Source organism: Serratia sp. YC16, assembly GCF_009707615.1.
In the GTDB taxonomy this organism is placed as follows: Bacteria; Pseudomonadota; Gammaproteobacteria; order Enterobacterales; family Enterobacteriaceae; genus Serratia; species Serratia surfactantfaciens.
Map to the genome: position 1 here is coordinate 96,953 of NZ_WLYN01000007.1, position 21,186 is coordinate 118,138.

Sequence of the window (21,186 nt, forward strand, 5' to 3'; positions counted from 1 at the left end):
AGGACATGCGGCGCTAACGAACCGGCGAATGCATCAGGTAATAATCTTCTTCGCCGTCGTTGCCGGTAGAGATGACGCGCCAGCCGTGCTTGCGGTAGAACGCCAGCGCCTTTTCATTTTTCACCAGGCATTTCAGCGAGCCGGTGGCGGTGAAGGTAGCTTGCGCCGCCTGCAGCAACGCACTGCCGACGCCGCGCGGCGGCTGATGGGGATCGACATACAGGTTATGAATGAAGTTGTCTTCGCGGTAGACGGAGACGAATCCCAGCAGCGTGCCGCCGTCTTCCGCCACCCAAATCGCTTCGCCCAGCGTCGCGCTGTCGAAATCTTCCAACTGGTAGTTTGAGGTATCGCGCCAACCGAACGCCGCCTTGCGCGATGCCAGGTATAGCGTGCGCAAGAAGGGGCGATCGGCCTCTTGGTAAGGTCTTATCTGCATGGCATCTCCCGGTGGTTTGTGCTTCCAACTATAGCGCATCGCCGTGGCGCAAGTTGGCCGCTTATTGTTATTAATCTTCTGATTATTGATATTTCCATTCTGTTTGTGGTGTTAATTTTTCGTCACGCTCAATATTGCAGGGGCCGCTCTGGGGCTCCTTCCAAGGAATCAGTGACTTATGCAACTCACCGAAACGGATCGGGCATACCTTGCCGGCGCGGCCGGGCCAGGCGCGCAAAAGTGCATGCAGGTGCTTGTCAATTTCTCGAACGCTTTTGGCGCGCCGAAGCTGGTCAATATCGCCAGCGCACACGTTATTCCCAATATACCCTTGGGGCTGCTGGAAACGCTGACGGAGGGGGTGGAGACACTGCCGGTCATGACCACCTTGCATCCCCACATGTCGGCGCTTTGCCCCAGCGCCTGGCCAGCGATGGGTATCGATACGCAGTATGCGCAGACGAAACTGCCCGATGTGAAACGCCGGGCGGCCCTGTTCGCGGAGAAGGGCTTTAACCAAACCTACACCTGCTACCCGGCGATGGTGGGCAGCCTGCCGAAAAAAGGCGACTACGTCTCCTGGATCGGTTCCGGTGGCCAGGTATTGGTGAATTCGACGATCGGCGCGCGCTGCAATCGAGACGGGGCGCTGCTTACGCTGGCGGCGGCCATTACGGGGCGTTCGCCTTATTATGGTTTGTTCCTGGAGAGCAACCGGCTGGCGGAGGTATCGGTCACGTTTGACGGCCTCGATGCGAATCGGCTCTCAAAAACCGAGCTCAGCGCGATCGGCTATTACCTGGGGGCGCAGGCCAAATCGCACAATATCGTGATCGACGGCATCGATCGTGAACTTGGCATGGACTTTCTCAAGCAGATCATGATCCCGCTGACGGTCACGGGGGCCGTGGGGGTCTGTCATGTTCTCGGGGTCACGCCGGAAGCCGGCACGCTGAAAGAAGCGCTAGGCGGGCGCCGCCCGGTGAAAAAGATCTCGGTCGATCGCGAGATCCTGCGGCGCTCGCTGGCGCTTTATGCGCCGCAGAGCGGGGCGGGGGGGCCCCTGTTGTCGCCACTGGCCGGCGTGACGGCGCAGCGGGAGGTGGCGGCGACCGATATGGTGGTGCTGGGGTGCCCGCACCTCAGCATTCAGGAGATCCGTTTACTCGCTAAGCTACTGGCCGGGCGGCAGATCCCGCGCCATAAACATTTGTGGATTGGCCTGGCGCATCAGCAATATCAGCTCGCCAGGGAAATGGGCTATGTGGCGGCCATTGAGCGTGCGGGCGGTGTCATGGTCAGCGCCTGCATGTCTACCATTCCCGACTCTCCTATACCCGCGCAGGTGAACGCCGTTATGACTTCGTCGATGAAAGCCGCTCATTACATCTCGCAGCTGAACCAGAAACGCCTCTCCGTAGGCGTTGCGGACATCGAATGCTGCATCCGGTCATTGCTTGACTCCACCCCTCTCACACCGCAGGTGACCGCATGAAATTACAGGCCAGACCGCTGAACCCTGGTTGGGTGGTTGCCGAGGCGTTTCTCGTCGAACAGGCGTTTTCGTTTATCGGCGACTTTGATCCTCAGACCGGGGCGCTGCTGATCCCGCATCATCCGCGCTATGGCGAGTCGCTGGCGGGCAAGGCGCTGGTGTGCCCGGGCGGCAAAGGGGGAACCATGGCGCCGTTTTTAATTTACGAGGCGTTTCAGCAGGGCAACGCCCCGGCGGCAATTATTTGCAATCACGCAGATCCGATTCTGTTTGAGTCGGCGATGGCGATAGACATCCCCATTTTTGACCGCTTCGACGAGGACGTCTTGGCGCTGTTCAAGCACGGTCAACGGGTGGCGATCGACGGTGAAGATATCGCCATCGAGGCGGGTTAGCCAACGGATCAATAAAGCGCCGGTTGGAGAATGGCTGGCGCTGTTATATTTTCAATCGCGGTCAGCCTGCATTTTCAGCCAGAAACTTTCCTGGCAGCGGTTATAAAACTGCTTTTTCTGCGGCGAGATGGCGTATCCGCCATCATGCACCACGTCATAACTTATCCAGCATTCCCGGCAAATATCATCCGACTGGAAGGTATCGGATTCCATTTTATATAAAACCTGCACGCCATTATTAAAGGTGTAAAGGATCTCGCGTTCTTCGATCATGTTTTCCCCCTCGGGGAAACGCTCGAGGGTTTCCGTGGTCTTGACCGTTTTCACCGGTGACGGCAGCGCATGGATAGCGCAAAGGTAGGTGTAGAGTCGATGCATGGTAGTCTGTCCAAAACGCGCGGCGGGCGGAAATACGCCGCCCCAGAGTAAAGCAAATGCCCGCCGATGAAAAGGTGAAAGCGCGGCAGGCGGTCTTAGCTTGGCGGACTTTGGCAATTAACTGGCGTATTTCTTATATTTCGCCATTTAGACGGCTTGCTACTATTTTCATCCCGAAAACCTCAGGGTGAACAATGATAATGATGAACAATGAGTTGGCCGAAGCTATTTTCGATCCGCGTGGAGAGAACCGTTTTTACGAATTACAGTTGGCGCCGCGCCCCAGTCTGCAGGCATTACGGGATGGCAAAGTCCTGTTTTTTGACAATACCAAGCTGGACTTCTGTCATTACCGCGAAATATTCACCCGTCTTGAAACGATCTTGAATGAACTCGGTATTCATCACATCGAACATGTTCGTCAGTCCGTGCGTGGCACGATGACGGCACAGATCCGCGTGTTGGCTGACCAGTTGGCGCAAACAGGGGTGCAGGCCGCCGTTGTGGCGTTAGCGGACATGGGCACTTCGGTGATGACCACCATCCTCGCCATCGAGTTGGAGAAAAGGGGCGTCGCCACGTTATTGATCGCCTCGCCCCCCGGCGACAATCTGGCCGAGCACGTGGCCCATTATCGAGCGGGGCAGCTGTGCATTTGCCGTCTCGACATCTATCAGGCAAGCTCCGTCAGCGATATTCGCCGGCAGGTTGACGCCCGGCGCGCTTACGTTCTGGAGGCGCTCACCGGCGCCGGCGATAGGCCTGCCGCCGCGGCGCTTCATCCGAAAATGGATCTTGACCGAGGCCATTCCGGGGCGGACATGATGCCTTACCACGGCCTGGACGCGCTGATGGCGGAGTATGAACGCCAGTCTATCGGTGACGGTTTGCCGGTGATCCCGCCGACGCCGGCGCGTTTTGCCGCCATGCTGGCCTACTGCCCCGAACCGCTGGATACCGTGCTGATCCCGGAAGCGGGCCCCTCGGGCAAAGACATTCGGGTGCGCGATGTGGTCATCAACAGCATCCTGGCCGGCTGCAAACCCGCATTCTTACCTATCGTGACGGCGACGCTGCGCGCGATGGCCGATCCCGCATTCAACTTCCAGCAATCCATCACCACCTCGTACAACGGCGGCAATCTGGTGTTGGTCAGCGGGCCGATCGCCGCTGAACTGGGGATCAGTTCCGGCCAGGGCTGTATGGGGCCGGGGTTCCGGGCCAACGCCACCATTGGCCGTGCGGTTAACCTGACCATCCTCAACGTGTGCCGCGCCTACCCGGGCAAGGCGGATCTGGGCTGCCTCGGCTCGCCGGTCGAGTTTACTTACTGTTTTGCGGAAAGCCTGGTCAACAGCCCCTGGCCGACCTTGAACGAAGAACGATTCGGGCTTGAAGCCACCAGCGTGTATCTGATGAAGGCGGAACCGCCGACCGACGTGGTTGATTTTCTGAGCCAAACGGCGGGCAGCCTGCTCGACGTGATTGTCGACAGCGCCACCCACCTGGGGCGCATGAATGCGTACATTCCGGGACGGATTTTGATTGTCCTGACGCCCGATCACGCCCAGATGCTGCATAACGCGGGCTGGAGCAAGAGCGCGCTGCGGGAATATCTGCACGCACATATCCATAACCCGCTTGGCGCCGTGCAGGGCAAAGGTCTGGTGCCCGTGAGGCCGGCGCAGTTTGCCGGCCGCGATCCCATGCCGGCGACGCGCAGCGCCCAGGATATCGATCTGGTGGTCGCGGGGGGGCGGGGCGGGCATTCCGCCATTCTGGCGAGCTGGGGCCTCTATTGCGATGCGGTGCTCACGCCGTTGACGCTGCCCGGCGGGCAACTTGCGCGCACCCTTGAAGACTTCCGGGCCGCGCCAGCAAACTTAAGGAATCACTAGCATGCCGACCATTATGGACATACGCGCGCGTGAAGTGTTTGACTCACGCGCGGACATTACGCTGGAGGTCGAAGTGGTGCTGGACAGCGGCAAGCGTGGCCGCAGCATCATTCCAACGGGGTGTTCCAAGGGCAAGCATGAGGCGATCGAGGTGCGTGATAACGATCCGCGGCGCTTCAGCGGGCAGGGCGTTTTGCGGGCGATAGACATCGTGCACACCGTGATTAAGCCGCGGCTGCGCGGCATGTCGCCCTATGCGCAAGACGAGATAGACCGCATGCTGATAGCGTTGGACGGCACCGCCAACAAAAGCCGGCTGGGGGCCAATGCGATCCTCGGCGTGTCGCTGGCGGTGGCGAATGCGGCGGCAGTGCACAGCAATCAGTCGCTGTGCGATTACGTCAGCCGCGGGCAGGCGAAATCCATGCCGCAGCCCATTTTCTCGATGTTGTCCGGCGGCATGCATGGCGACGGCAACTGCGATTTTCAGGATTATCAGGTGATCGCGCTGAACGCGGCGCATCTTGAAGCGGCGCTGCAGGTGGGTAAAAACGTGCATATGGCGCTGAAAGCCCTGCTGATGGCGCGCGGGATCGGCACCGGCGTTTCCGGCACGGGGGGATTTCTGCCGCCGCTGAGCTCCAATGAGCAGGGGCTGGCGCTGTTGCTGGAAGCCATCGGCAAAGCGGGCTATGAGCCGGGCGTGGACGTCGGCTTGAGCATGGACATCGCGGCCGAGATGTTCTTTAAAGATGGCCGCTATCACCTGGCGGCGGAAGGGCGGACGCTGACGACCACGGCCTTTATTGATTACCTGGCGTCGCTCTGCGAGCGCTATCCGATCGTGCTGATGGAAGATCCGCTGGGGGAGGACGACTTCGAGGGCTGGATTGCGCTGACGCGGCGGCTGGGTGGCCAAATCGAGCTGGTGGGCGACGATCTGTTCACGACTAATCTGGCGCGTTTTGAACAGGGCATCGCCCTGAAGATGGCCAACTCCATTTTGGTGAAACCGAATCAGGTCGGCACGCTGAGCGAAACCATGAGCCTGGTGGCGTCAGCCAAGGCAGCCGGATACGGCGTCGTGTTCTCACGGCGATCCGGTGAAACCGAAGACACCAGCATTGCCGATTTGGCGGTGGCGCTGAACGCCACCAAGGTGAAGTTCGGTTCGCTGGCGCGCACCGAGGCGATGGGCAAATACAATCAGCTGCTGCGGTTGCAGGATGCGATCGCCGATGCGCAGGCCGTCTGAACCCGCCCGCGCTTTTTACCCCTTGCCCCGTTACCGTGGGCAAGGGGGATCCACGAGAAGCCTACCATGAAGCCGATGCCTTTCTTTGTTCAGGGCAGTAAAGACGCCATGCCTCTGTTGCTGGGTTTGCTGCCCTTCGCCGTCCTGACCGGCGTCAGCGCCATTCAGGCGGGAATGACGCCCTGGGTGGCTCAACTGTCGTCGTTGTTGTTAATGTCCGGGGCTTCGCAAATTGCCGCTGCCACGCTGATGACGGCCGGCGCCGCACCGTTGGTGGTGATCGTCACGCACATTGCGATCAATTTTCGCTATGCCATCTACAGCGCCGGGCTGTCTCAGCTCAGGCTCCAGTTCAGCCCGCTGACCAAGCTGGCGGCGGCGCAGGTATTGATCGACCAGACTTACGCGCTGACGTTTTTGCGCTGCCAGGCCCAGCCGCTGAGCGCGAAAGAAAAAACGCTGTATTACTTCGGCACGGCGCTGCCGATGTGGCTGGTGTGGCAAACGGGGACGGCGGCGGGGATCCTCGCCGGTCCGTTAATTCCCGCCGCCTGGCATCTGGAGTTCGCCATCACCCTGTGCTTTATCTCGCTCCTGGTGCCAATGTTGAAAAACGCCCCCATCGTGGTGGCGGCCGCGGTTGCCGGGCTGGTTTCCGCCTTTACCTGCGGATGGCCCTATAACCTGGGGTTCTTGTTTTCGATGGCCGCGGGCGTCTTGGCCGGCGGTTTGTATCACAAGGGCAGAGGGCCTCAACGCAGCGAGGAGCCGTCATGAGCGAGACGACGATTCTATGGGTGCTGGCCATCAGCACGCTGGGCACGTTTTTACTGCGTTATTCCTTTTTGTGGCTCAACGATCGTGTGCCGTTTCCCGAGCGGGTGGGCGAATGGTTGAAACTGATCCCGGCCACGGCCATCGTGTCTCTGATCGTGCCGGCCCTGATCGCTTCACCCTCGGCGCTGTCGGCCGAAGGCGCGCCGAAACTGTGCGCGGCGATCGTGGCGACGCTGGTGATGTGGAAAACGCGCAACGCCACCTTGATGCTGTTGCTCGGGATGGCGGCGTTTTGGCTGATTCGCGGGCTTGGCTGACAACGCTCAGCGCGTGTTGGGCTTGTGCAATTGGTCGCGGTATTTTTTCGGCGTCACGTCCCGGTGGTGTTTGAAAAAGGAGATGAAGGCGCTGGTGGTGGAGAACTCGAGATAGTGAGCGATCTCGGTGATCGGTTTATCGCTGGTCAGCAACTCCAGAGCCAGTTTCAAACGCACCTGCTGGCGCCACTGCTGATAACACATGCCGGTTCCCTGAACGAACAGACGATGGATGGTGCGCTCGGAAGCGCCGCAATGGGACGCCAGCTCATTCAATCGCGGCACCATTTCACCTTTCAAATGGTAACACTGCAGGTAATTGCGCACCCGGGCATCGTTCGGCAAGGCCGGCCAGGCGGGGGAATGGGCGGCGACGCGGATTTTGTCGATGAGCAGAGATTGCAGATGGAACTCGGTTCCCGCCATCCAGTCGGTGTGGAAAGGGGAACGGCACATGGTTTCGATAACCTCTTCCAGCAGCGGAGTGAGGGTAAAGACCTCGACGTTTTTCGACAGCGGCGCGAAGCGCTGTTGGTCGAGATAGACGGCGCGAAAATCGACGTTGTCGCGCAGGATCACATTGTGGGCAACGCCGCCGGGGATCCAAAGCAACTGATGCGGCAACACGGAGCAAATGCGCGCTTCCAGCATGACGATAGCGGCGCCCGATTTGACGTAGACCAGCTGGCCTTTGGCATGCGAATGCATTCTTGAACGTAACGAATGTTCTTTCTCATCTGAGAAAGTGGCGTAGATCGACACGATGGGCGTATCGATGGCGTCGGGGTCAAAATGTTCATTAAGCAGATCTGAATTGACGAAGATGGATTCAGTGATTTCTGGCATAGCATCATGACTCATAAAATGTGTGGCTATAGTAATGAGAATTGATGAGTTGTGTCTAGCCCGTGCTTGCGTCGCTTGCATCAGGTCACGTTTTCGCTCCGGTTTGATAAGGAGTGAGCGTGTTTTCCCGCCTCAATGACGGCATCGGTCAGTTTTTTTATTATCAGTAAACTTGATGTTTTCGGGCCGCAGGCCGACGGCGGGCCGCTTCTGCCACATTCTGCCCAGCGTCTGCTCCGCCAGGCGCTCGGCCAATTTAATCGCTTGTTTGTCCGCGCCGCCGCTGGCATGATCCCGCTCAGGGATTAACGCAGCGTTGATCACAACCTATTGATTTTCATGACTCGGGGTGCCCTTCCTAGTGAAGGCTGAGAAATACCCGTATTACCTGATCTGGATAATGCCAGCGTAGGGAAGTCACGGCCGCCCAACCGGCGCCGCCTTCTTGAACGCCGGTTGGGAGGAATATGATCGCTCGACCTGATGCACTACCCGGCGCTCGCGCCGCGGCCTGTCTGACCCAATTCCAACAGCGGCCTCCGCTGATCCACTGCCTGACCAACGAAGTGGTGCAATCGCTGACTGCCAACGTGCTGCTGGCGCTCGGTGCCTCCCCGGCGATGGTGGTGGAGCCGCAAGAAGCGGCGCAGTTCAGCGCGTTGGCCGACGGCCTGCTGATCAACGTCGGCACCCTCAACGCGCTGCGCGCCGAATCGATGCGGGCGGCGGTGGCCGCCGCCAATCAGGCCGGCAAGCCCTGGACGCTGGATCCGGTGGCGGTCGGCGCGCTCTCCTACCGCACCGCCTTCGCTAAACAGCTGCTGGACGAGCAACCGGCGGCGATACGCGGCAATGCCTCGGAAATCATGGCGCTCAGCGGGTTGCTGGCCAGCGGCCGCGGCGTGGACAGCGGTGACGATTCGCTGGCGGCACTGCCCGCCGCGCGTGAGCTGGCGCTGCGCAGCGGCGCGGTGGTGGCGGTCACCGGCGTGGTGGATTACGTCACCGACGGCCAGCGCGGCTGGGCGATCGAAGGCGGCTCCCCGCTGATGACGCGGGTGGTGGGCACCGGCTGCGCGCTGTCGGCGGTGGTGGCGGCGTTTTGCGCGCTGCCGGGCGATCGCCTGGACAACGTGGCGACTGCCTGCCGGGTGATGTCCCATTGCGGCGGCCTCGCAGCCAAACAGGCCGCCGGGCCGGGCAGCTTTACACCGGCGTTCCTCGACGCGTTGTATCAACTGCGCGGGGAGGATCTGTGATGAAACGTATCAACGCGCTGACCATCGCCGGCACCGATCCCAGCGGCGGCGCCGGTATTCAGGCCGATCTGAAAGCTTTCTCGGCGCTTGGCGCCTACGGCACTTCGGTGATCACCGCGCTGGTGGCGCAGAATACCCGCGGCGTGCAGTCGGTGTATTACATCGATCCGGCGTTCGTCGCCGCGCAGCTGGACTCGGTGTTCAGCGACGTGCGCATCGATAGCGTCAAGATCGGCATGCTGGCCAACGCCGACATCGTGCAGGCGGTGGCCGAACGCCTGCGCCATTATCGGCCGGAGTTCGTGGTGCTGGATACCGTGATGCTGGCGAAAAGCGGCGATCCGTTGCTGGCGCCAGAGGCGGTGGCCTCGATTCGCAGCGAGCTGTTGCCACTGGTGTCGATCATTACGCCGAATCTGCCGGAAGCGGCGGCGCTGCTGGCGTGCGCGCCGGCGGAAGATGAAGCGCAGATGCGCGAACAGGGGCGGGCGCTGCTGGCGATGGGCTGCCAGGCGGTGTTGATGAAGGGCGGCCACCTGAGCGAAAGCGAGAGCCCGGACTGGCTGTTTACCGCAGAAGGCGAGCAGCGCTTTACCGCGCCGCGCGTCGCCACCCGCCACACCCACGGCACCGGTTGCACGCTCTCGGCCGCGCTGGCGGCGCTGCGCCCGCGCCATGCCGACTGGGCGGCGACGGTAGCCGCCGCCAAGGACTACCTGCAAAAAGCGCTGCAACAGGCGGATACGCTGGAAGTGGGGCACGGCATCGGGCCGGTGCATCATTTCCACGCCTGGTGGTGAGTCAACTTTTTGCCGCAACCGTGGTCTGACTAGTTCAGGCCCGGTTTTACGGGCGAAACCTGATTTAACCTAGGGAGAAGCACTATGACGGGACACCAGACGCTGCGTTGCGCCCTCTTCGGCGTACTGCTTAGCTTCAGCGCGGGCAGCTTGGCCCAGCAGATCGTCACCACATCGGATTTGATTCAGCAGCCGGGGTATCAGGCCAGCTGGCAAAATATGGTGAAAGGCCAGGCGCGGATGCCGGGCTGGGCACGCAAGGGCGTCGGCACCTCTACGCCGGCGCAGAATCTGAACTGGAAGGGCAAAGAGTATCTGGTTGGCAACCTGTGCAAACCGCACGACTGCGGCAACAACTTTTTAATCGTAGCGTTCAGCGCGGATAAATCCCAGGCCTGGGGCGTGCGGGTCGAGGTGGCGGACCGGCCGGAAGCCGTCGATCACCCGAAGAAGTACGCCAAGTATCAGTGGCTCGGCAAGCCGGATGAAGATATGAAGGCGCTGCTGAAGCAGCAGTTCGAGAACAATCCTGACTGGAAATAATCTGGCTGGGGGCGCCGCTGCAGGCGCCCCCAGCACCGATCAGCCGATGCCGGCCTGATGCAGATCGTGCAGGTTGAGCGCCCCCACCAGTACGCCGTCCATATCGACCACCGGGGCTGCGCTGATGTGCTGTTCGTGCAGCGCTTCCAGCGCTTCGCCGGCACGCCACTGCTCCGGCAGCCGATAGCCGGGGCGGGTGATCGCCGGGCTGAGCGGATCCTGCAGGCTATTGCCTTTCACCAGCCAGCGGCGCAGGTCGCCGTCGGTAAACACCCCCACCACCCGTTGCTGCGTGTCGCAGACCGCCACTAACCCGAGCCCGGTGCGGCTCAGTTCCAGCATCGCTTCCATCACGTTGGCGCTTTCGCTCACGCGCGGCAGGCGATCGCCGGTGCGCATCAGGTGATGCACGCGGTTCAGCAGGCGCGCCCCCAGGCTGCCGCCCGGGTGCGAACGGGCGAAGTCTTCCGCGTTGAAACCGCGATGGCGCATCAGCGCCATCGCCAGGGCGTCGCCCATCATCAGAGTGTTGACCGCGCTGGAGGTCGGCGCCAGCCCCATCGGGCAGGCTTCGCGCTCGACGCCGATATCCAGTACGCAGGCCGCGGCCTGCGCCAGAGGAGACTCTTTGCCGCCGGTGATGGCGATCACCGGAATGCCGTTCTCCGCCAGCAGCGGCAGGATCAGGTCCAGCTCTTTGGCGCGGCCGGAGTAGGAGATGAACACCACCACGTCGTCGGCGCCGATCATGCCGAGATCGCCGTGCAGCGCTTCCGCCGGGTGCACGAAGAACGACGGCGTGCCGGTGCTGGCCAGCGACGCGGCGATCTTCTTGCCGATATGGCCGGACTTGCCGATGCCGGAAATCACCGCTTTGCCACGGCAGTTCAGCAGCAGCTCGCAGGCGCAGACGAAGTTGTCGTCGAGGCGCGCCAGCAGGCGCTGCGCTTCGGTCAGCTCGATCTCCAGCGTTTCGCGGGCGAAGGCGAGCAGGGCGTTGGCGTTACTCATCGGGATCTCCTACCAGAAAGATATTGATGCCTTTCGCCTGCAGGGCGGCGAGGTAATCGGGGTTGATGTCTCTGTCGGTGATCAGCGTGTCGACGGCGCTGAGTTCGCACACCACGTTCGGGCTCTTGCGGCCGAATTTCGAGGAGTCTACCAACAGAATAATGCGGCTGGCGGCTTCGCACATCGCCTTGCTGACGTTGTGCACTTCGTTGAAGGTGGTGACGCCGGCGTTGAGATCGACGCCGTCCGCGCCGATAAACAGCTTGTCGAAGCTGAATTGCTGAAACGCCGATTCCGCCAGGCTGCCGTGGAACGAGGCCGACTTCTTGCGGTAGGTGCCGCCGGGCATCAGGATAGTCTGATCGTTGTCCAGCTCCACCAGCGCGTTGACGATGGTCAGGCTGTTGGTCATCACCGTGATGTTGTTGAACTGTGCCAGGTGCGGCACCATCTGCAGCACCGTGCTGCCGGCGTCGAAGATCAGCGAGTCGCCGTCGGCGATCAGCGCCACGGCGGCGCTGGCGATCTGGCGTTTTTTCTCGGTGTTGATATGGGTTTTGCGGTCGATCGGCTGATCGCCGTCGTCGCGGCTGAGCACCACGCCGCCGTAGGTGCGGATCACCTCGCCTTCTTCTTCCAGCAGGGTGAGATCCTTGCGGATGGTGGTGCCGGTGGTGGAGAAATGCTCGGCCAGGGCGTCCACTGCCGTTTTGCCATGCCGCTGCAGATATTCAAGGATAGCGGCCTGCCGCTGCTTTGGTTTCATCGCGATTCCCGTTCACAAGAGTTGGGCATTTCCTCTCGCTGAATAATTCACTATGAAAGGTAATGTCTTTTAATGTGAAAATATCACGATTTGGGTTCAATCGCTAACGATAGTGCAGACTGGCATGCGCGATCCTCGGGGAAGATCACATCCGGGCGTAAATCCTGCTGATGCAAACCGTGCAATCGAGGCAGCGGGCGGGGCCGGGCGAAAACGGTCAGGCCGCGCAGCAACAGGCTGCCGCACACCCGCCGATCGGCGTCGAAGGCCAGCGCCAGCACCACTCGCGGGCGAAAACGGCCACCGGAACGGCCGACGCCGACGACGCCCAGCCGGCACAGGCCGTCGAAGGCGCGGTTGAAGCGCTGCAGTTGCCACCAGCCGAAGGCGATTTGCAGCAGCCAGGCCAGCAGCGCGAAGGCGATCAGAGCTTGTGTCATGGAGTTCTCCTTAGCCCCCTCTGCTGAAGGGGGCGTCGATTGGCGTCAGAACATCACCTGGCCGCCGGTGATGTTGATCGATTGGCCGGTGCAGTAAGAGGCCTTATCGCTGGCGTAGAACAGCAGGGTGTTCAGCACGTCCTGGTAGTCGCAGCCACGTTTCAGCGGCACCTTGTCGATGTAGTACTGCTCCACCTGATCCGGCGCGATGCCCAATTTTTGCGCGTACTGTGGCAGCAGCGACTGGAACATCGGCGATTTCAGCAGGTTGCCGAGCATTAGCGAATGCACGGTGATGCCGTACTCCGCCAGATCGAGCGCCAGCGACTGCGTCAGCCCCACGCCGCCGAACTTGGCGGCGCTGTAGCCAGAGTTGTGCTTGCTGCCGACCTTGCCGGATTTAGAATTGATCTGAATGATGCGCCCGGCGATGCCGTCGCGGATCATCAGCCGCGAGAACTCGCGGGCGCAGAGGAAATAGCCCACCAGGTTCACCTGCAGCGAGCGATCGAAGTCGCCCAGCGGGAAATCGGTGATCGGCGCCGCCTTGGCGATGCCGGCGCTGTACACCAGCAGATTAGCCTGGCCGAACGCCCGGTCAACCGCCGCCGCCAGCGCGATCACGCTCTGCTCGTCGGTGGCGTCGGCCTGAAAACCGCAGGCGCTGCCTGAGCCGTACTCTTCGTTGATCTGCTGCGCCACCCGATTGGCGTTGTCGGCGTTCAGATCGGCCACCGCCACCCGATAACCGGCCTGCGCCAGCCCGTGGCTCAAAAAGGCACCTAACGTTTGGCCGCCGCCAATCACTACAGCTACTTCAGACATGGTCTACTCCTTATGCGATAAATGACAGCGTGCTGCCCAACGGGATATCGGTCGGCGTCGGGCCGGATACGTGGATCGAGCCGGGAAATTCGGCTTCGGCTTCGCCGTCGAAGCGCACGGTGATGTGGCCCAGCTCGCGCAGATTCTGCGTGGCGACGCTGCCGACGGCGGTGATGGCGTAGCGCCGCTGCGCCAGTTCCATCACGCCGCCCACCTGCAGCTCGCCGGCGGTCGCGCCGTGGCGGTGGATAAAGCAGAACTCTTCGATATCCGCCGGGGCGCCTTCACGAAAGGTGATCAGCATATTGTCCAGCAACGCCTCGCGGGCGCAGCCGCCGATTTGCGTGATGGTGGTATGAAAAATGGTGTGCATGAACGTCTCCCTGAAAATCACACTATTGATAAATGAAGGCCGAGGCGGCCCAGGCGATCAACACCGTCGGGGCGCCGGTCAGGAAGCGGCCGACCAGCACCGACGGTACGCCGACCCGCACGGTGTCCTGTTTGGCTTCCGCCAGCGACAGGCCGACCGGAATGAAGTCGCAGGCGGCCTGCGCGTTGATGGCGAACAGCGCGGGCAGCGCCAGCTGCGGCGGAATATGGCCGAGGCCGATCTGCACCCCGACCAGCACGCCGATCACCTGGGCGATGACCGCGCCGGGGCCGAGGAACGGCGACAGCAGCGGGAACGAGCAGATCAGCGCCAGCGTCACCAGCCCGATCGGGCTGTTGGCCAGCGGCGTCAGGCCGTGAGCGATAAAGTCCCCGAGGCCGGAGGCCATGATGATGCCGATCAGCGCCGAGACGAACGCCATAAACGGCAGAATGGTCTTCAGCACGGTATCGATGGTGTCGCGCCCGGCCTGGAAGAACACCGCCACCACCGAGCCCATGCCCATGCCGACCTTCGCCAGCAACCCGTCGCTTTGCTCGGTGATCTTCTTGCTGGTGTCGTAGTCGCGCGCCTTGGGCGGCGCAGCCACGGCGGCGGCGGGCGGGGTTTCCGCCGTTTCGATTCGGCTGATGTTGTGGTCGCGCACGCCGGAGACATAGATGTCTTCGAGGATAAACTGCGCCAGCGGGCCGGACTGGCCGGTGGCGTGGATGTTGACCGTCGGAATGCGGCGTTTCGGGTACAGGCCGCAGCGCAGGGTGCCGCCGCAGTCGATCACCGCCACGCCGATTTCGTCCGCCGGCGGCTCGCCCTCTTTGAAACCGTCGACGGCCGGCCAGCCGGTCAATTCGCTGAGGCGATCGACGATGGAAGGCCGGGTACCGGCGGTGATGTACACCACTTTCTTGCCGGGTTCGATCGGCAGTTCCAGGGGGCCGCCCCAGCCGCTGGCGCCTTTTTCAATACGGATATAAGCACTCATGCTGCACTCCACGAATTAAAGTTGCACCTGGCGATCCAGACGGATGCCCATCTTGCGTTCGAACAGGCTGGTGGTGAGATCGGTAACCCAGCCGCGGAAGAAGTTAGTGAACAGCCCCACCAGGAAATAGCTCACCGCCAGCGGGCCGAGCGGCAGGCCGAGGGTGGTCAGGCCGCTGGCGATGCCGAGGTAAACGAACAGCTCGCCGGGGTTGATGTGCGGGAACAGACCGTTCATCGAGTGGCAGCTGTAAGAGGCCGCCGCGTAGTAGCTCGGCTTGTATTTCTCCGGCATGAAGCGCCCCAGGCTGAGGGTCATCGGGTTGCAGAAGACAAAGGTGCCGATCAGCGGCAGCAGCAGATAACGCGAGACGGGGTTGCCCGCGCAGCGCTGCGCCAATCGTTCGATACGTTCCTGGCCAACAAATTTGATCAGTGCGTTCATGATAACCAACAGGCTGATCAACAAAGGTAAAATGCCGGTCACCATGCCGACAAACACTTCACCGCCTTTCTGAAACAGGCCGATAAACCACTCGGCGCCGTGGGTGATTAGCTCAATCATTATGTTCTCCTGTAATGGACTTATATGGCCTGGAGCGAACGGCGGCTCTGTCGCCATGGGCCTTACAGTAGTCACTTTGTTGGGCTATTTGTTTTAAATAGATCACAATTTGAAAGATAAATATTTTATTTTGAAAGTTTAAAGTGAAAGAAAGAGAAGGTATGCGGCTTGAAAAGTGGGGGGCGGGCACAAAAAAGCCCGGCGAACCGGGCTTTGGGACAGGTGGTCTGTCACATCAGGCGATGGTGACCTTCTTGTCCAGGTAGGCGTCTTGCACGGCGTTGATCAGTGCCACGCCGTCTTTCATCGATTTCTTGAACGCCTTGCGCCCCAAGATCAGGCCCATGCCGCCGGCGCGTTTGTTGATCACCGCGGTGCGCACCGATTCCTGCAGATCGTTCTCACCAGCGGCGCCGCCGGAGTTGATCAGCCCAGCGCGGCCCATGTAGCAGTTGGCCAGTTGGTAGCGCACCAGATCGATCGGGTGATCGGTGGTCAGCTTGTCGTAGACGCGGTCATCGGTATAGCCGAATTTCACCGCGCGGTAGCCGCCGTTGTTTTCCGCCATTTTCTGTTTGACGATGTCGGCGCCGATGGTGGCGGCGATGTGGTTGGCCTGGCCGGTCAGATCGGCGCTGGAGTGGTAGTCCACGCCGTCCTTGTTGAACGCCGGATTACGCAGATAGGCCCACAGCACCGTGACCATGCCCAGCTCATGCGCGCGCTCAAAGGCGATAGAGATCTCTTCGATCTGGCGGCGCGACTGCTCGGAGCCGAAGTAAATGGTGGCGCCGACCGCCACCGCACCCATGTTGAACGCCTGCTCGACGCTGGCGTACAGGGTCTGGTCGTACTGGGTCGGGTAGCTCAGCGTTTCGTTGTGGTTGATTTTGACCAGGAACGGGATCTTGTGCGCGTAGCGGCGCGATACCGACGCCAGCACGCCGTAGGTGGAGGCGACGCAGTTACAGCCGGCTTCAATCGCCAGCTCGACGATATTCTTCGGATCGAAATACAGCGGGTTGGCGGCGAACGACGCGGCGGCAGAGTGCTCGATGCCCTGGTCGACCGGCAGGATAGACAGGTAGCCGGTGCCGGCCAGGCGGCCGTGGTTGAACAGGGTTTGCATCGAACGCAACACCGTGTTCGGGCGGTTATTATCGATCATTACGCGGTCGACGAAGTCGGCGCCCGGCAGGTAGAGATTCTCGGCGGGGATAGTGGTACAGCGGTGTTGCAGCAGATCTTCCGCTTCCTTTCCTAGCAACTGCACAATATCAGTCATGATTCACTCCCGATTAAGCTTCTTCATACACCGGCAATGCATGGGTTTTTGACCACCGGCGCAGTAAAAAAGCGGTGATTGAAGCTGTAAAGCGATGCTACCGAACTTGCTCCGGCAAGGACAAACAATAGATGCGATTGAGAAGAAATGCCATTTGCGCGGCCAAATACGCGGGGAGGATCGCCCCCGGCTTGCCAAGCGGTTGATTATTCGATCTCGAACCACTCGGTGTTCTGCAGGGCGATCGGGCGCAGCGGCTGCGCCCGACAGAATCAGCCCAGCAGGGCGCAGTTAGGCGGCAGGCGGCATTCGATGGCCTGCGGCAACACTTCGATGCGGAAATGGCGGCCTTTGAGCGGCTCGCCGTCAAGGTTGAAGGTTATTTCATGCGGCGCGTCGATCTCCAGCCAAGGCAGCGCCGCGCTGAGGATGCTGTTGCTTTCTTCGTCGTTGAACAGGGCGGCGACCAGCGCCGGCAGCAGTTCATCGGCGATCAGCAGACGCAGCTGCAGCAGGCCGTCGTTGATCAGCGCAGTGGGGCACAGTTCCTGACCGCCGCCGGCCTGCTTACCGTTGCCGATGCCGATCACCAGCGCTTCACCGGCCCAGCGGAAGTCCGGCCCGCGGATTTCACAGCGATCGGCCTGCAGCGTATCCATGCGCAGTAAGCCGTGGACGAAGTAGGAAACGCCGCCCAGTGCCGCCTTCAGCTTCTCCGGCGTTTCGGTGGTGATGCGGGTGCCGAAGCCGCCGGTGGCCATGTTGATGAAGTAGCGTTCGCCGTTGACCCTGGCCAGATCGATAGGCACCGAGCGGCCCTTGATCGCCAGTTGCAGCGCCTGTTCCGGCGAAGGGGGAATATTGCAGGCCATGGCGAAGTCGTTGGCGGTGCCGAGCGGCAGAATGCCCAGCACGGGTCGGCCGTGCGTCGGCAACTGCACCAGTGCGGCTGCCACCTCGTTAATGGTGCCATCACCGCCGCCGGCGACGACGGTATCGACGCCAAGCTGAGCGGCCTCCGAGACGTAGCGCGCGGCGTCGCCGTGCTCCCAGGTGACGCGTACGTGCAGCGTCACCTGTTCTGCGCGCAGCCGTTTGACCGCCTGGCGCAATTCTTCGTTGCCGGCACCCTTGCCGTTGATAATAAGCAGGGCTGTTGCATGTGGGGGGTGAGCCATTGCCGATATCCTCCGGCGGAAAACCAAGAAGGTCCCAAGATAAACCAGCCGACGCCGTCAGGCCATCAGAATATTCAGCTAATTCCGCTTATTTCCCGCATCGCCGTGAATATGAAAGCGGTGCGAATTTATCTGAATTTTACCGGGCAACAAGAAAAATTTTAATGAAGGCGGGATTAATCGCTATAGCGTTATTTATATATCGATGTGACGTTATTATTCTTATTAAAATGGATAACGGGAAAAGATAATGAAAATAGGTGCTGTGGTGAAAATAGAGTGGCCCCACAAAGAAAAAGCCAGCCCAAGGGAGATTGGGCCGGCTAAGGAGGTGGTTCCTAGTATTGCTATGCAAATATTTTCGTTGTTCGTTTTAAGCAGCGTGATAGTAACCAAGCTGCGAGCATATTGATGTGATCTAATTCTAATATTTGCTAAAAATCGCCACCGTATGGTGGCGATTCATTTTATGCCTGGGCGCTATTTTCTTCCGCCAAATTGCGGATCAGCAAAGCATAATTGAGATCGATATCCTGCGGGATCGGCAAATAAACGATATGGCCGTTGCCCGGCGCCACTTCAATCGGCTCACCTTTCTTATTTTGCATGCTTTCGAGCGTAAACAGCACGTTGCCGCCCGGCGTCATCATCTCGACGCTGTCGCCGAGCGAGAACTTATTCTTCACGTCGACTTCCGCCCACCCTTCGCGGCGCACGCCGGTGAACTCGCCGACGAACTGCTGGCGCTCGGATAGCGAGGAGCCGTATTCGTAGTTCTGCTGCGCTTCGTGTACATGGCGGCGCAGGAAGCCCTCGGTGTAACCGCGGTGCGCCAGGCCTTCCAGCGTGGTGAGCAGGGTCGGATCGAACGGCTTGCCGGCGGCGGCGTCGTCGATGGCGCGGCGGTAGACCTGGGCGGTGCGCGCGCAGTAGTAGAAGGACTTGGTGCGGCCTTCAATCTTCAGCGAGTGCACGCCGAGCTGCGTTAGACGCTCCACGTGCTGGATGGCGCGCAGATCCTTGGAGTTCATGATGTAGGTGCCGTGTTCGTCCTCAAAGGCGCTCATATATTCGCCTGGCTTTTGCGCTTCAGACAGCATGAACACCTTATCGGTCGGCGCGCCGATGCCCAGCGTCGGCTCGACGGTTTGTACCGGGATCGGCTCGTGCAGGTGCACGATATTGCCGGTGTCGTCCTCTTTGCCTTCTTCCGCCTTGTATTGCCAGCGGCAGGCGTTGGTGCAGGTGCCCTGGTTGGGATCGCGCTTGTTGATGTAGCCGGACAGCAGGCAGCGGCCGGAATAGGCCATGCACAGCGCGCCGTGGACGAAGATCTCCAGCTCCATATCAGGCACTTCGGCGCGGATTTCGGCGATCTCCTCCAGCGACAGTTCGCGCGACAGGATCACGCGGGTCAGGCCCATTTGTTTCCAGAATTTCACCGTCGCCCAGTTAACGGCGTTGGCCTGAACCGACAGGTGGATGTCCATCTGCGGGAAGGCTTCGCGCACCATCATGATAAGGCCGGGATCGGACATGATCAGCGCATCCGGGCCCATATCGATAACCGGCTTCAGATCGCGCAGGAAGGTTTTCAACTTGGCGTTGTGCGGGGCGATGTTGACCACCACATAGAATTTTTTGCCCAGCGCGTGCGCTTCGTTGATGCCCTGCGCCAGATTCTCGTGGTTGAATTCGTTGTTGCGCACCCGCAGGCTGTAGCGCGGCTGGCCGGCGTAAACCGCATCGGCGCCGTAGGCGAAGGCGTAACGCATGTTTTTCAGCGTTCCGGCAGGGGAGAGAAGTTCCGGTGTAAACATAGTGTGTCTCGGTCTGATTTCAGGTCAGTACCGCGCCACCTGATGGCGCAGTAAAAGCGGGGAATTGTAGCGGCGGCGCGGCAAAAAATCAGCAGTTAACCGGATTTATTCAGGGGAGATTGATCCCGGTCAAACGGAAAACGCGCGATGGCGGCCACCGCGCGGGCGAAACGGAGGGATCAGGCGCTCAAATCGCGGATATCGGTGGTCGGGCCGTTTTTTATCACCGACTGGATACCGTTTTTGGCCGCGCTTTCGGAGCTGTACATTTCGCTGACGCCGATCACCTGATGGTTCTTGGCCTTCAGCACAAAATAGGGTTGATTGCTGGTGCTGTGCTTCAGTTCAAACTGCGCTTCGTGCGGCGAATTGGTCTGCACCGAGGCGATGCCGTTCTCCGCTGACGCTTTGCTGGCGTACATCTCGCTGGCCAGAATGATCTCGCCGTTACTGGCTTTCAGGTTGAAGTGGTACTGTCCGTTCTTTGCTTTTTTCAGCTCGTAATGACCGATTGCCATGGTTCTTCTCCTGTAGGTTCCGATTCGTGATGTAAGTGTAGCCAATCGCTTGAAAATCGGCGGCTAAACCTCACCGCAGCTTAGTCGAAAAAATGCGCAATTTTTTTGCGCCGGCGCGGAGTTTTCATTCGGTGAGCCCGCCGCCGCACGGGAAGCTAAGGAAAGGCGCGGTGATTGCGCAGTGCACCGCATAACGAGGGGAACAGGGTTTCAACCCGTGAAATTGTGCGTTAGTGTTTGGCCGTTTCGTCAATGTGGATGAAAAATGAGCGATACATCTTGGCATCGACACGCTACAGGCATATGCTTTGGCCTATGCCAGCTGTGGAGGTGTCGAGATGGAAAGAATCGCAAAGCTGTTTAAAAACGGCAGAAATCAGGCGGTGAGGTTACCGGTGGAGTTTGAATTTGATACGGATCGTGTCTATATCCGTCGCGATCGGGAGGGCAACGTGATTTTATCCAAATATCCAGCAAAGCCGGACAGCTGGGCGCCGCTGCTGAGCATTATCGCCCAAACGCCTGTGCCGCAAGAGTTTCTTGGCGCGGAAGATCGTCAGCAAGGGGTTGCAGACCGCGATCCATTCTCAGAGGACGAATAGGCGATGTACATGTTTGATACCAACACCGTCAGCCACTTGTTTCGGCAGCATCCGCAGGTGCTTAACGTCATGGAAAAGCTCCCGCCTTCTGCCGTATGTATTTCCAGCGTCACGGAGGCGGAACTGCTTTACGGTGTGGCTAAACGGCGGAACAAGGCGTTGCAAAGCATGGTCGAGGCCTTTATTGCCGCGGTAACGGTCTATGCATGGGATAGCGAGGCTGCCCGCTGTTACGGTGAAATGCGGGCAAACATGGAGAGAAAGGGGAAAATCATGGGCGCGATGGATCAACTGATCGCCGCTCATGCGCAGAGCCGTGGCGCGACGCTGGTGACCAACGATCGCGCATTCGCCATGGTGCCCGGATTGGCTGTTGAGGACTGGACGCGCTGATTTCCC

Annotated in this window: 26 protein-coding genes and 1 riboswitch; of the genes, 11 read left to right on the forward strand and 15 right to left on the reverse strand. The window is 60.3% G+C overall.

The window, feature by feature from the left end; translation table 11 throughout:
- Positions 1-13: 13 nt before the first annotated feature.
- A complete protein-coding gene (locus tag GKN89_RS18665; RefSeq protein WP_019452377.1) occupies positions 14-439 on the reverse strand; it encodes a GNAT family N-acetyltransferase in 426 nt (141 codons plus the stop codon).
- A 178-nt stretch (positions 440-617) separates the two neighbouring features.
- Here GKN89_RS18665 and GKN89_RS18670 point away from each other — a divergent pair, with 178 nt between their 5' ends.
- Both GKN89_RS18670 and GKN89_RS18675 read left to right on the forward strand, forming a co-directional pair.
- Positions 618-1,934, forward strand: a complete 1,317-nt coding sequence (locus tag GKN89_RS18670) for an aconitase X (protein ID WP_063919882.1) — start codon at positions 618-620, stop codon at positions 1,932-1,934.
- Positions 1,931-2,329, forward strand: coding sequence for an aconitase X swivel domain-containing protein (locus GKN89_RS18675; protein WP_019452379.1), 399 nt, complete (start codon positions 1,931-1,933; stop codon positions 2,327-2,329). Before GKN89_RS18670 ends, GKN89_RS18675 begins: the two co-directional genes overlap by 4 nt.
- A gap of 51 nt (positions 2,330-2,380) precedes the next feature.
- Here GKN89_RS18675 and GKN89_RS18680 read toward each other — a convergent pair whose 3' ends face one another.
- On the reverse strand, positions 2,381-2,824 hold the full coding sequence (locus tag GKN89_RS18680) for a hypothetical protein (RefSeq protein WP_154747528.1): 444 nt from the start codon (positions 2,822-2,824) through the stop codon (positions 2,381-2,383).
- Positions 2,825-2,907: 83 nt separating this feature from the next.
- On the opposite strand from GKN89_RS18680, the gene GKN89_RS18685 reads away from it, so the two are divergent.
- The 4 genes from GKN89_RS18685 to GKN89_RS18700 all read left to right on the forward strand — a co-directional run bounded on the left by GKN89_RS18685 (position 2,908) and on the right by GKN89_RS18700 (position 6,954).
- Positions 2,908-4,605, forward strand: a complete 1,698-nt coding sequence (locus GKN89_RS18685) for a hypothetical protein (RefSeq protein WP_154747529.1) — start codon at positions 2,908-2,910, stop codon at positions 4,603-4,605.
- Between the two features lies 1 nt (position 4,606).
- A complete protein-coding gene (gene eno, locus GKN89_RS18690; protein WP_063919878.1) occupies positions 4,607-5,860 on the forward strand; it encodes a phosphopyruvate hydratase in 1,254 nt (417 codons plus the stop codon).
- Between the two features lie 66 nt (positions 5,861-5,926).
- Positions 5,927-6,637, forward strand: coding sequence for an AzlC family ABC transporter permease (locus GKN89_RS18695; protein WP_019452383.1), 711 nt, complete (start codon positions 5,927-5,929; stop codon positions 6,635-6,637).
- Positions 6,634-6,954 carry an AzlD domain-containing protein gene (locus GKN89_RS18700; protein ID WP_019452384.1) on the forward strand — a complete coding sequence of 107 codons (321 nt, stop codon included), beginning with the start codon at positions 6,634-6,636 and terminating at the stop codon, positions 6,952-6,954. The genes GKN89_RS18695 and GKN89_RS18700 overlap by 4 nt, the downstream gene beginning before the upstream one ends.
- A gap of 6 nt (positions 6,955-6,960) precedes the next feature.
- Here the strand turns inward: GKN89_RS18700 and GKN89_RS18705 are convergent, their stop codons facing one another.
- Together GKN89_RS18705 and GKN89_RS18710 are read right to left on the reverse strand one after the other, a co-directional pair.
- Positions 6,961-7,800 carry a helix-turn-helix transcriptional regulator gene (locus GKN89_RS18705; RefSeq protein WP_154747530.1) on the reverse strand — a complete coding sequence of 280 codons (840 nt, stop codon included), beginning with the start codon at positions 7,798-7,800 and terminating at the stop codon, positions 6,961-6,963.
- A gap of 132 nt (positions 7,801-7,932) precedes the next feature.
- Positions 7,933-8,124: a hypothetical protein gene (locus GKN89_RS18710; RefSeq protein ID WP_019452386.1), complete on the reverse strand. Its 192-nt coding sequence runs from the start codon at positions 8,122-8,124 to the stop codon at positions 7,933-7,935.
- An 11-nt stretch (positions 8,125-8,135) separates the two neighbouring features.
- A riboswitch (TPP riboswitch) is annotated at positions 8,136-8,232 on the forward strand.
- 35 nt (positions 8,233-8,267) lie between these two features.
- On the opposite strand from GKN89_RS18710, the gene thiM reads away from it, so the two are divergent.
- The 3 genes from thiM to GKN89_RS18725 all read left to right on the forward strand — a co-directional run bounded on the left by thiM (position 8,268) and on the right by GKN89_RS18725 (position 10,402).
- Positions 8,268-9,059 (forward strand): hydroxyethylthiazole kinase, encoded by a 792-nt coding sequence (gene thiM, locus GKN89_RS18715; RefSeq protein WP_154747531.1) that lies wholly within the window; start codon positions 8,268-8,270, stop codon positions 9,057-9,059.
- Positions 9,059-9,859 carry a bifunctional hydroxymethylpyrimidine kinase/phosphomethylpyrimidine kinase gene (gene thiD, locus GKN89_RS18720; protein WP_019452388.1) on the forward strand — a complete coding sequence of 267 codons (801 nt, stop codon included), beginning with the start codon at positions 9,059-9,061 and terminating at the stop codon, positions 9,857-9,859. Before thiM ends, thiD begins: the two co-directional genes overlap by 1 nt.
- A gap of 84 nt (positions 9,860-9,943) precedes the next feature.
- Complete coding sequence (locus tag GKN89_RS18725; protein WP_019452389.1) at positions 9,944-10,402, forward strand: inhibitor of vertebrate lysozyme family protein; 459 nt, start codon at positions 9,944-9,946, stop codon at positions 10,400-10,402.
- A gap of 39 nt (positions 10,403-10,441) precedes the next feature.
- Here GKN89_RS18725 and gutQ read toward each other — a convergent pair whose 3' ends face one another.
- The 11 genes from gutQ to GKN89_RS18780 form a co-directional block, all read right to left on the reverse strand.
- Entirely contained in the window at positions 10,442-11,413 is a 972-nt protein-coding gene (gene gutQ, locus GKN89_RS18730) for an arabinose-5-phosphate isomerase GutQ (protein ID WP_063919874.1), read from the reverse strand.
- A complete protein-coding gene (locus GKN89_RS18735) occupies positions 11,406-12,179 on the reverse strand; it encodes a DNA-binding transcriptional repressor (RefSeq protein WP_019452391.1) in 774 nt (257 codons plus the stop codon). The genes gutQ and GKN89_RS18735 overlap by 8 nt, the downstream gene beginning before the upstream one ends.
- Before the next feature lie 83 nt (positions 12,180-12,262).
- On the reverse strand, positions 12,263-12,619 hold the full coding sequence (gutM, locus tag GKN89_RS18740; RefSeq protein ID WP_019452392.1) for a transcriptional regulator GutM: 357 nt from the start codon (positions 12,617-12,619) through the stop codon (positions 12,263-12,265).
- Positions 12,620-12,664: 45 nt separating this feature from the next.
- Positions 12,665-13,444: a sorbitol-6-phosphate dehydrogenase gene (srlD, locus tag GKN89_RS18745; RefSeq protein WP_025159563.1), complete on the reverse strand. Its 780-nt coding sequence runs from the start codon at positions 13,442-13,444 to the stop codon at positions 12,665-12,667.
- Between the two features lie 10 nt (positions 13,445-13,454).
- A complete protein-coding gene (gene srlB / locus GKN89_RS18750) occupies positions 13,455-13,817 on the reverse strand; it encodes a PTS glucitol/sorbitol transporter subunit IIA (RefSeq protein ID WP_019452394.1) in 363 nt (120 codons plus the stop codon).
- 22 nt (positions 13,818-13,839) lie between these two features.
- The gene (locus tag GKN89_RS18755) at positions 13,840-14,820 is read right to left on the reverse strand and encodes a PTS glucitol/sorbitol transporter subunit IIB (RefSeq protein ID WP_063919872.1); all 981 of its coding nucleotides are present in this window, start codon (positions 14,818-14,820) and stop codon (positions 13,840-13,842) included.
- 15 nt (positions 14,821-14,835) lie between these two features.
- On the reverse strand, positions 14,836-15,384 hold the full coding sequence (locus GKN89_RS18760; RefSeq protein WP_004941528.1) for a PTS glucitol/sorbitol transporter subunit IIC: 549 nt from the start codon (positions 15,382-15,384) through the stop codon (positions 14,836-14,838).
- Positions 15,385-15,619: 235 nt separating this feature from the next.
- Entirely contained in the window at positions 15,620-16,669 is a 1,050-nt protein-coding gene (fbaB, locus tag GKN89_RS18765) for a class I fructose-bisphosphate aldolase (RefSeq protein ID WP_019452396.1), read from the reverse strand.
- A 272-nt stretch (positions 16,670-16,941) separates the two neighbouring features.
- Entirely contained in the window at positions 16,942-17,847 is a 906-nt protein-coding gene (gene yegS, locus GKN89_RS18770) for a lipid kinase YegS (protein WP_019452397.1), read from the reverse strand.
- A gap of 467 nt (positions 17,848-18,314) precedes the next feature.
- Complete coding sequence (gene yegQ / locus GKN89_RS18775; protein ID WP_025159564.1) at positions 18,315-19,667, reverse strand: tRNA 5-hydroxyuridine modification protein YegQ; 1,353 nt, start codon at positions 19,665-19,667, stop codon at positions 18,315-18,317.
- Positions 19,668-19,846: 179 nt separating this feature from the next.
- Positions 19,847-20,185 carry a YegP family protein gene (locus GKN89_RS18780; protein WP_033644064.1) on the reverse strand — a complete coding sequence of 113 codons (339 nt, stop codon included), beginning with the start codon at positions 20,183-20,185 and terminating at the stop codon, positions 19,847-19,849.
- A 338-nt stretch (positions 20,186-20,523) separates the two neighbouring features.
- Between GKN89_RS18780 and GKN89_RS18785 the strand changes: the two genes are divergently transcribed.
- A complete protein-coding gene (locus GKN89_RS18785; protein ID WP_019452401.1) occupies positions 20,524-20,787 on the forward strand; it encodes an antitoxin in 264 nt (87 codons plus the stop codon).
- A gap of 3 nt (positions 20,788-20,790) precedes the next feature.
- The gene (locus GKN89_RS18790; RefSeq protein ID WP_025159565.1) at positions 20,791-21,180 is read left to right on the forward strand and encodes a type II toxin-antitoxin system VapC family toxin; all 390 of its coding nucleotides are present in this window, start codon (positions 20,791-20,793) and stop codon (positions 21,178-21,180) included.
- Positions 21,181-21,186 lie beyond the last annotated feature (6 nt).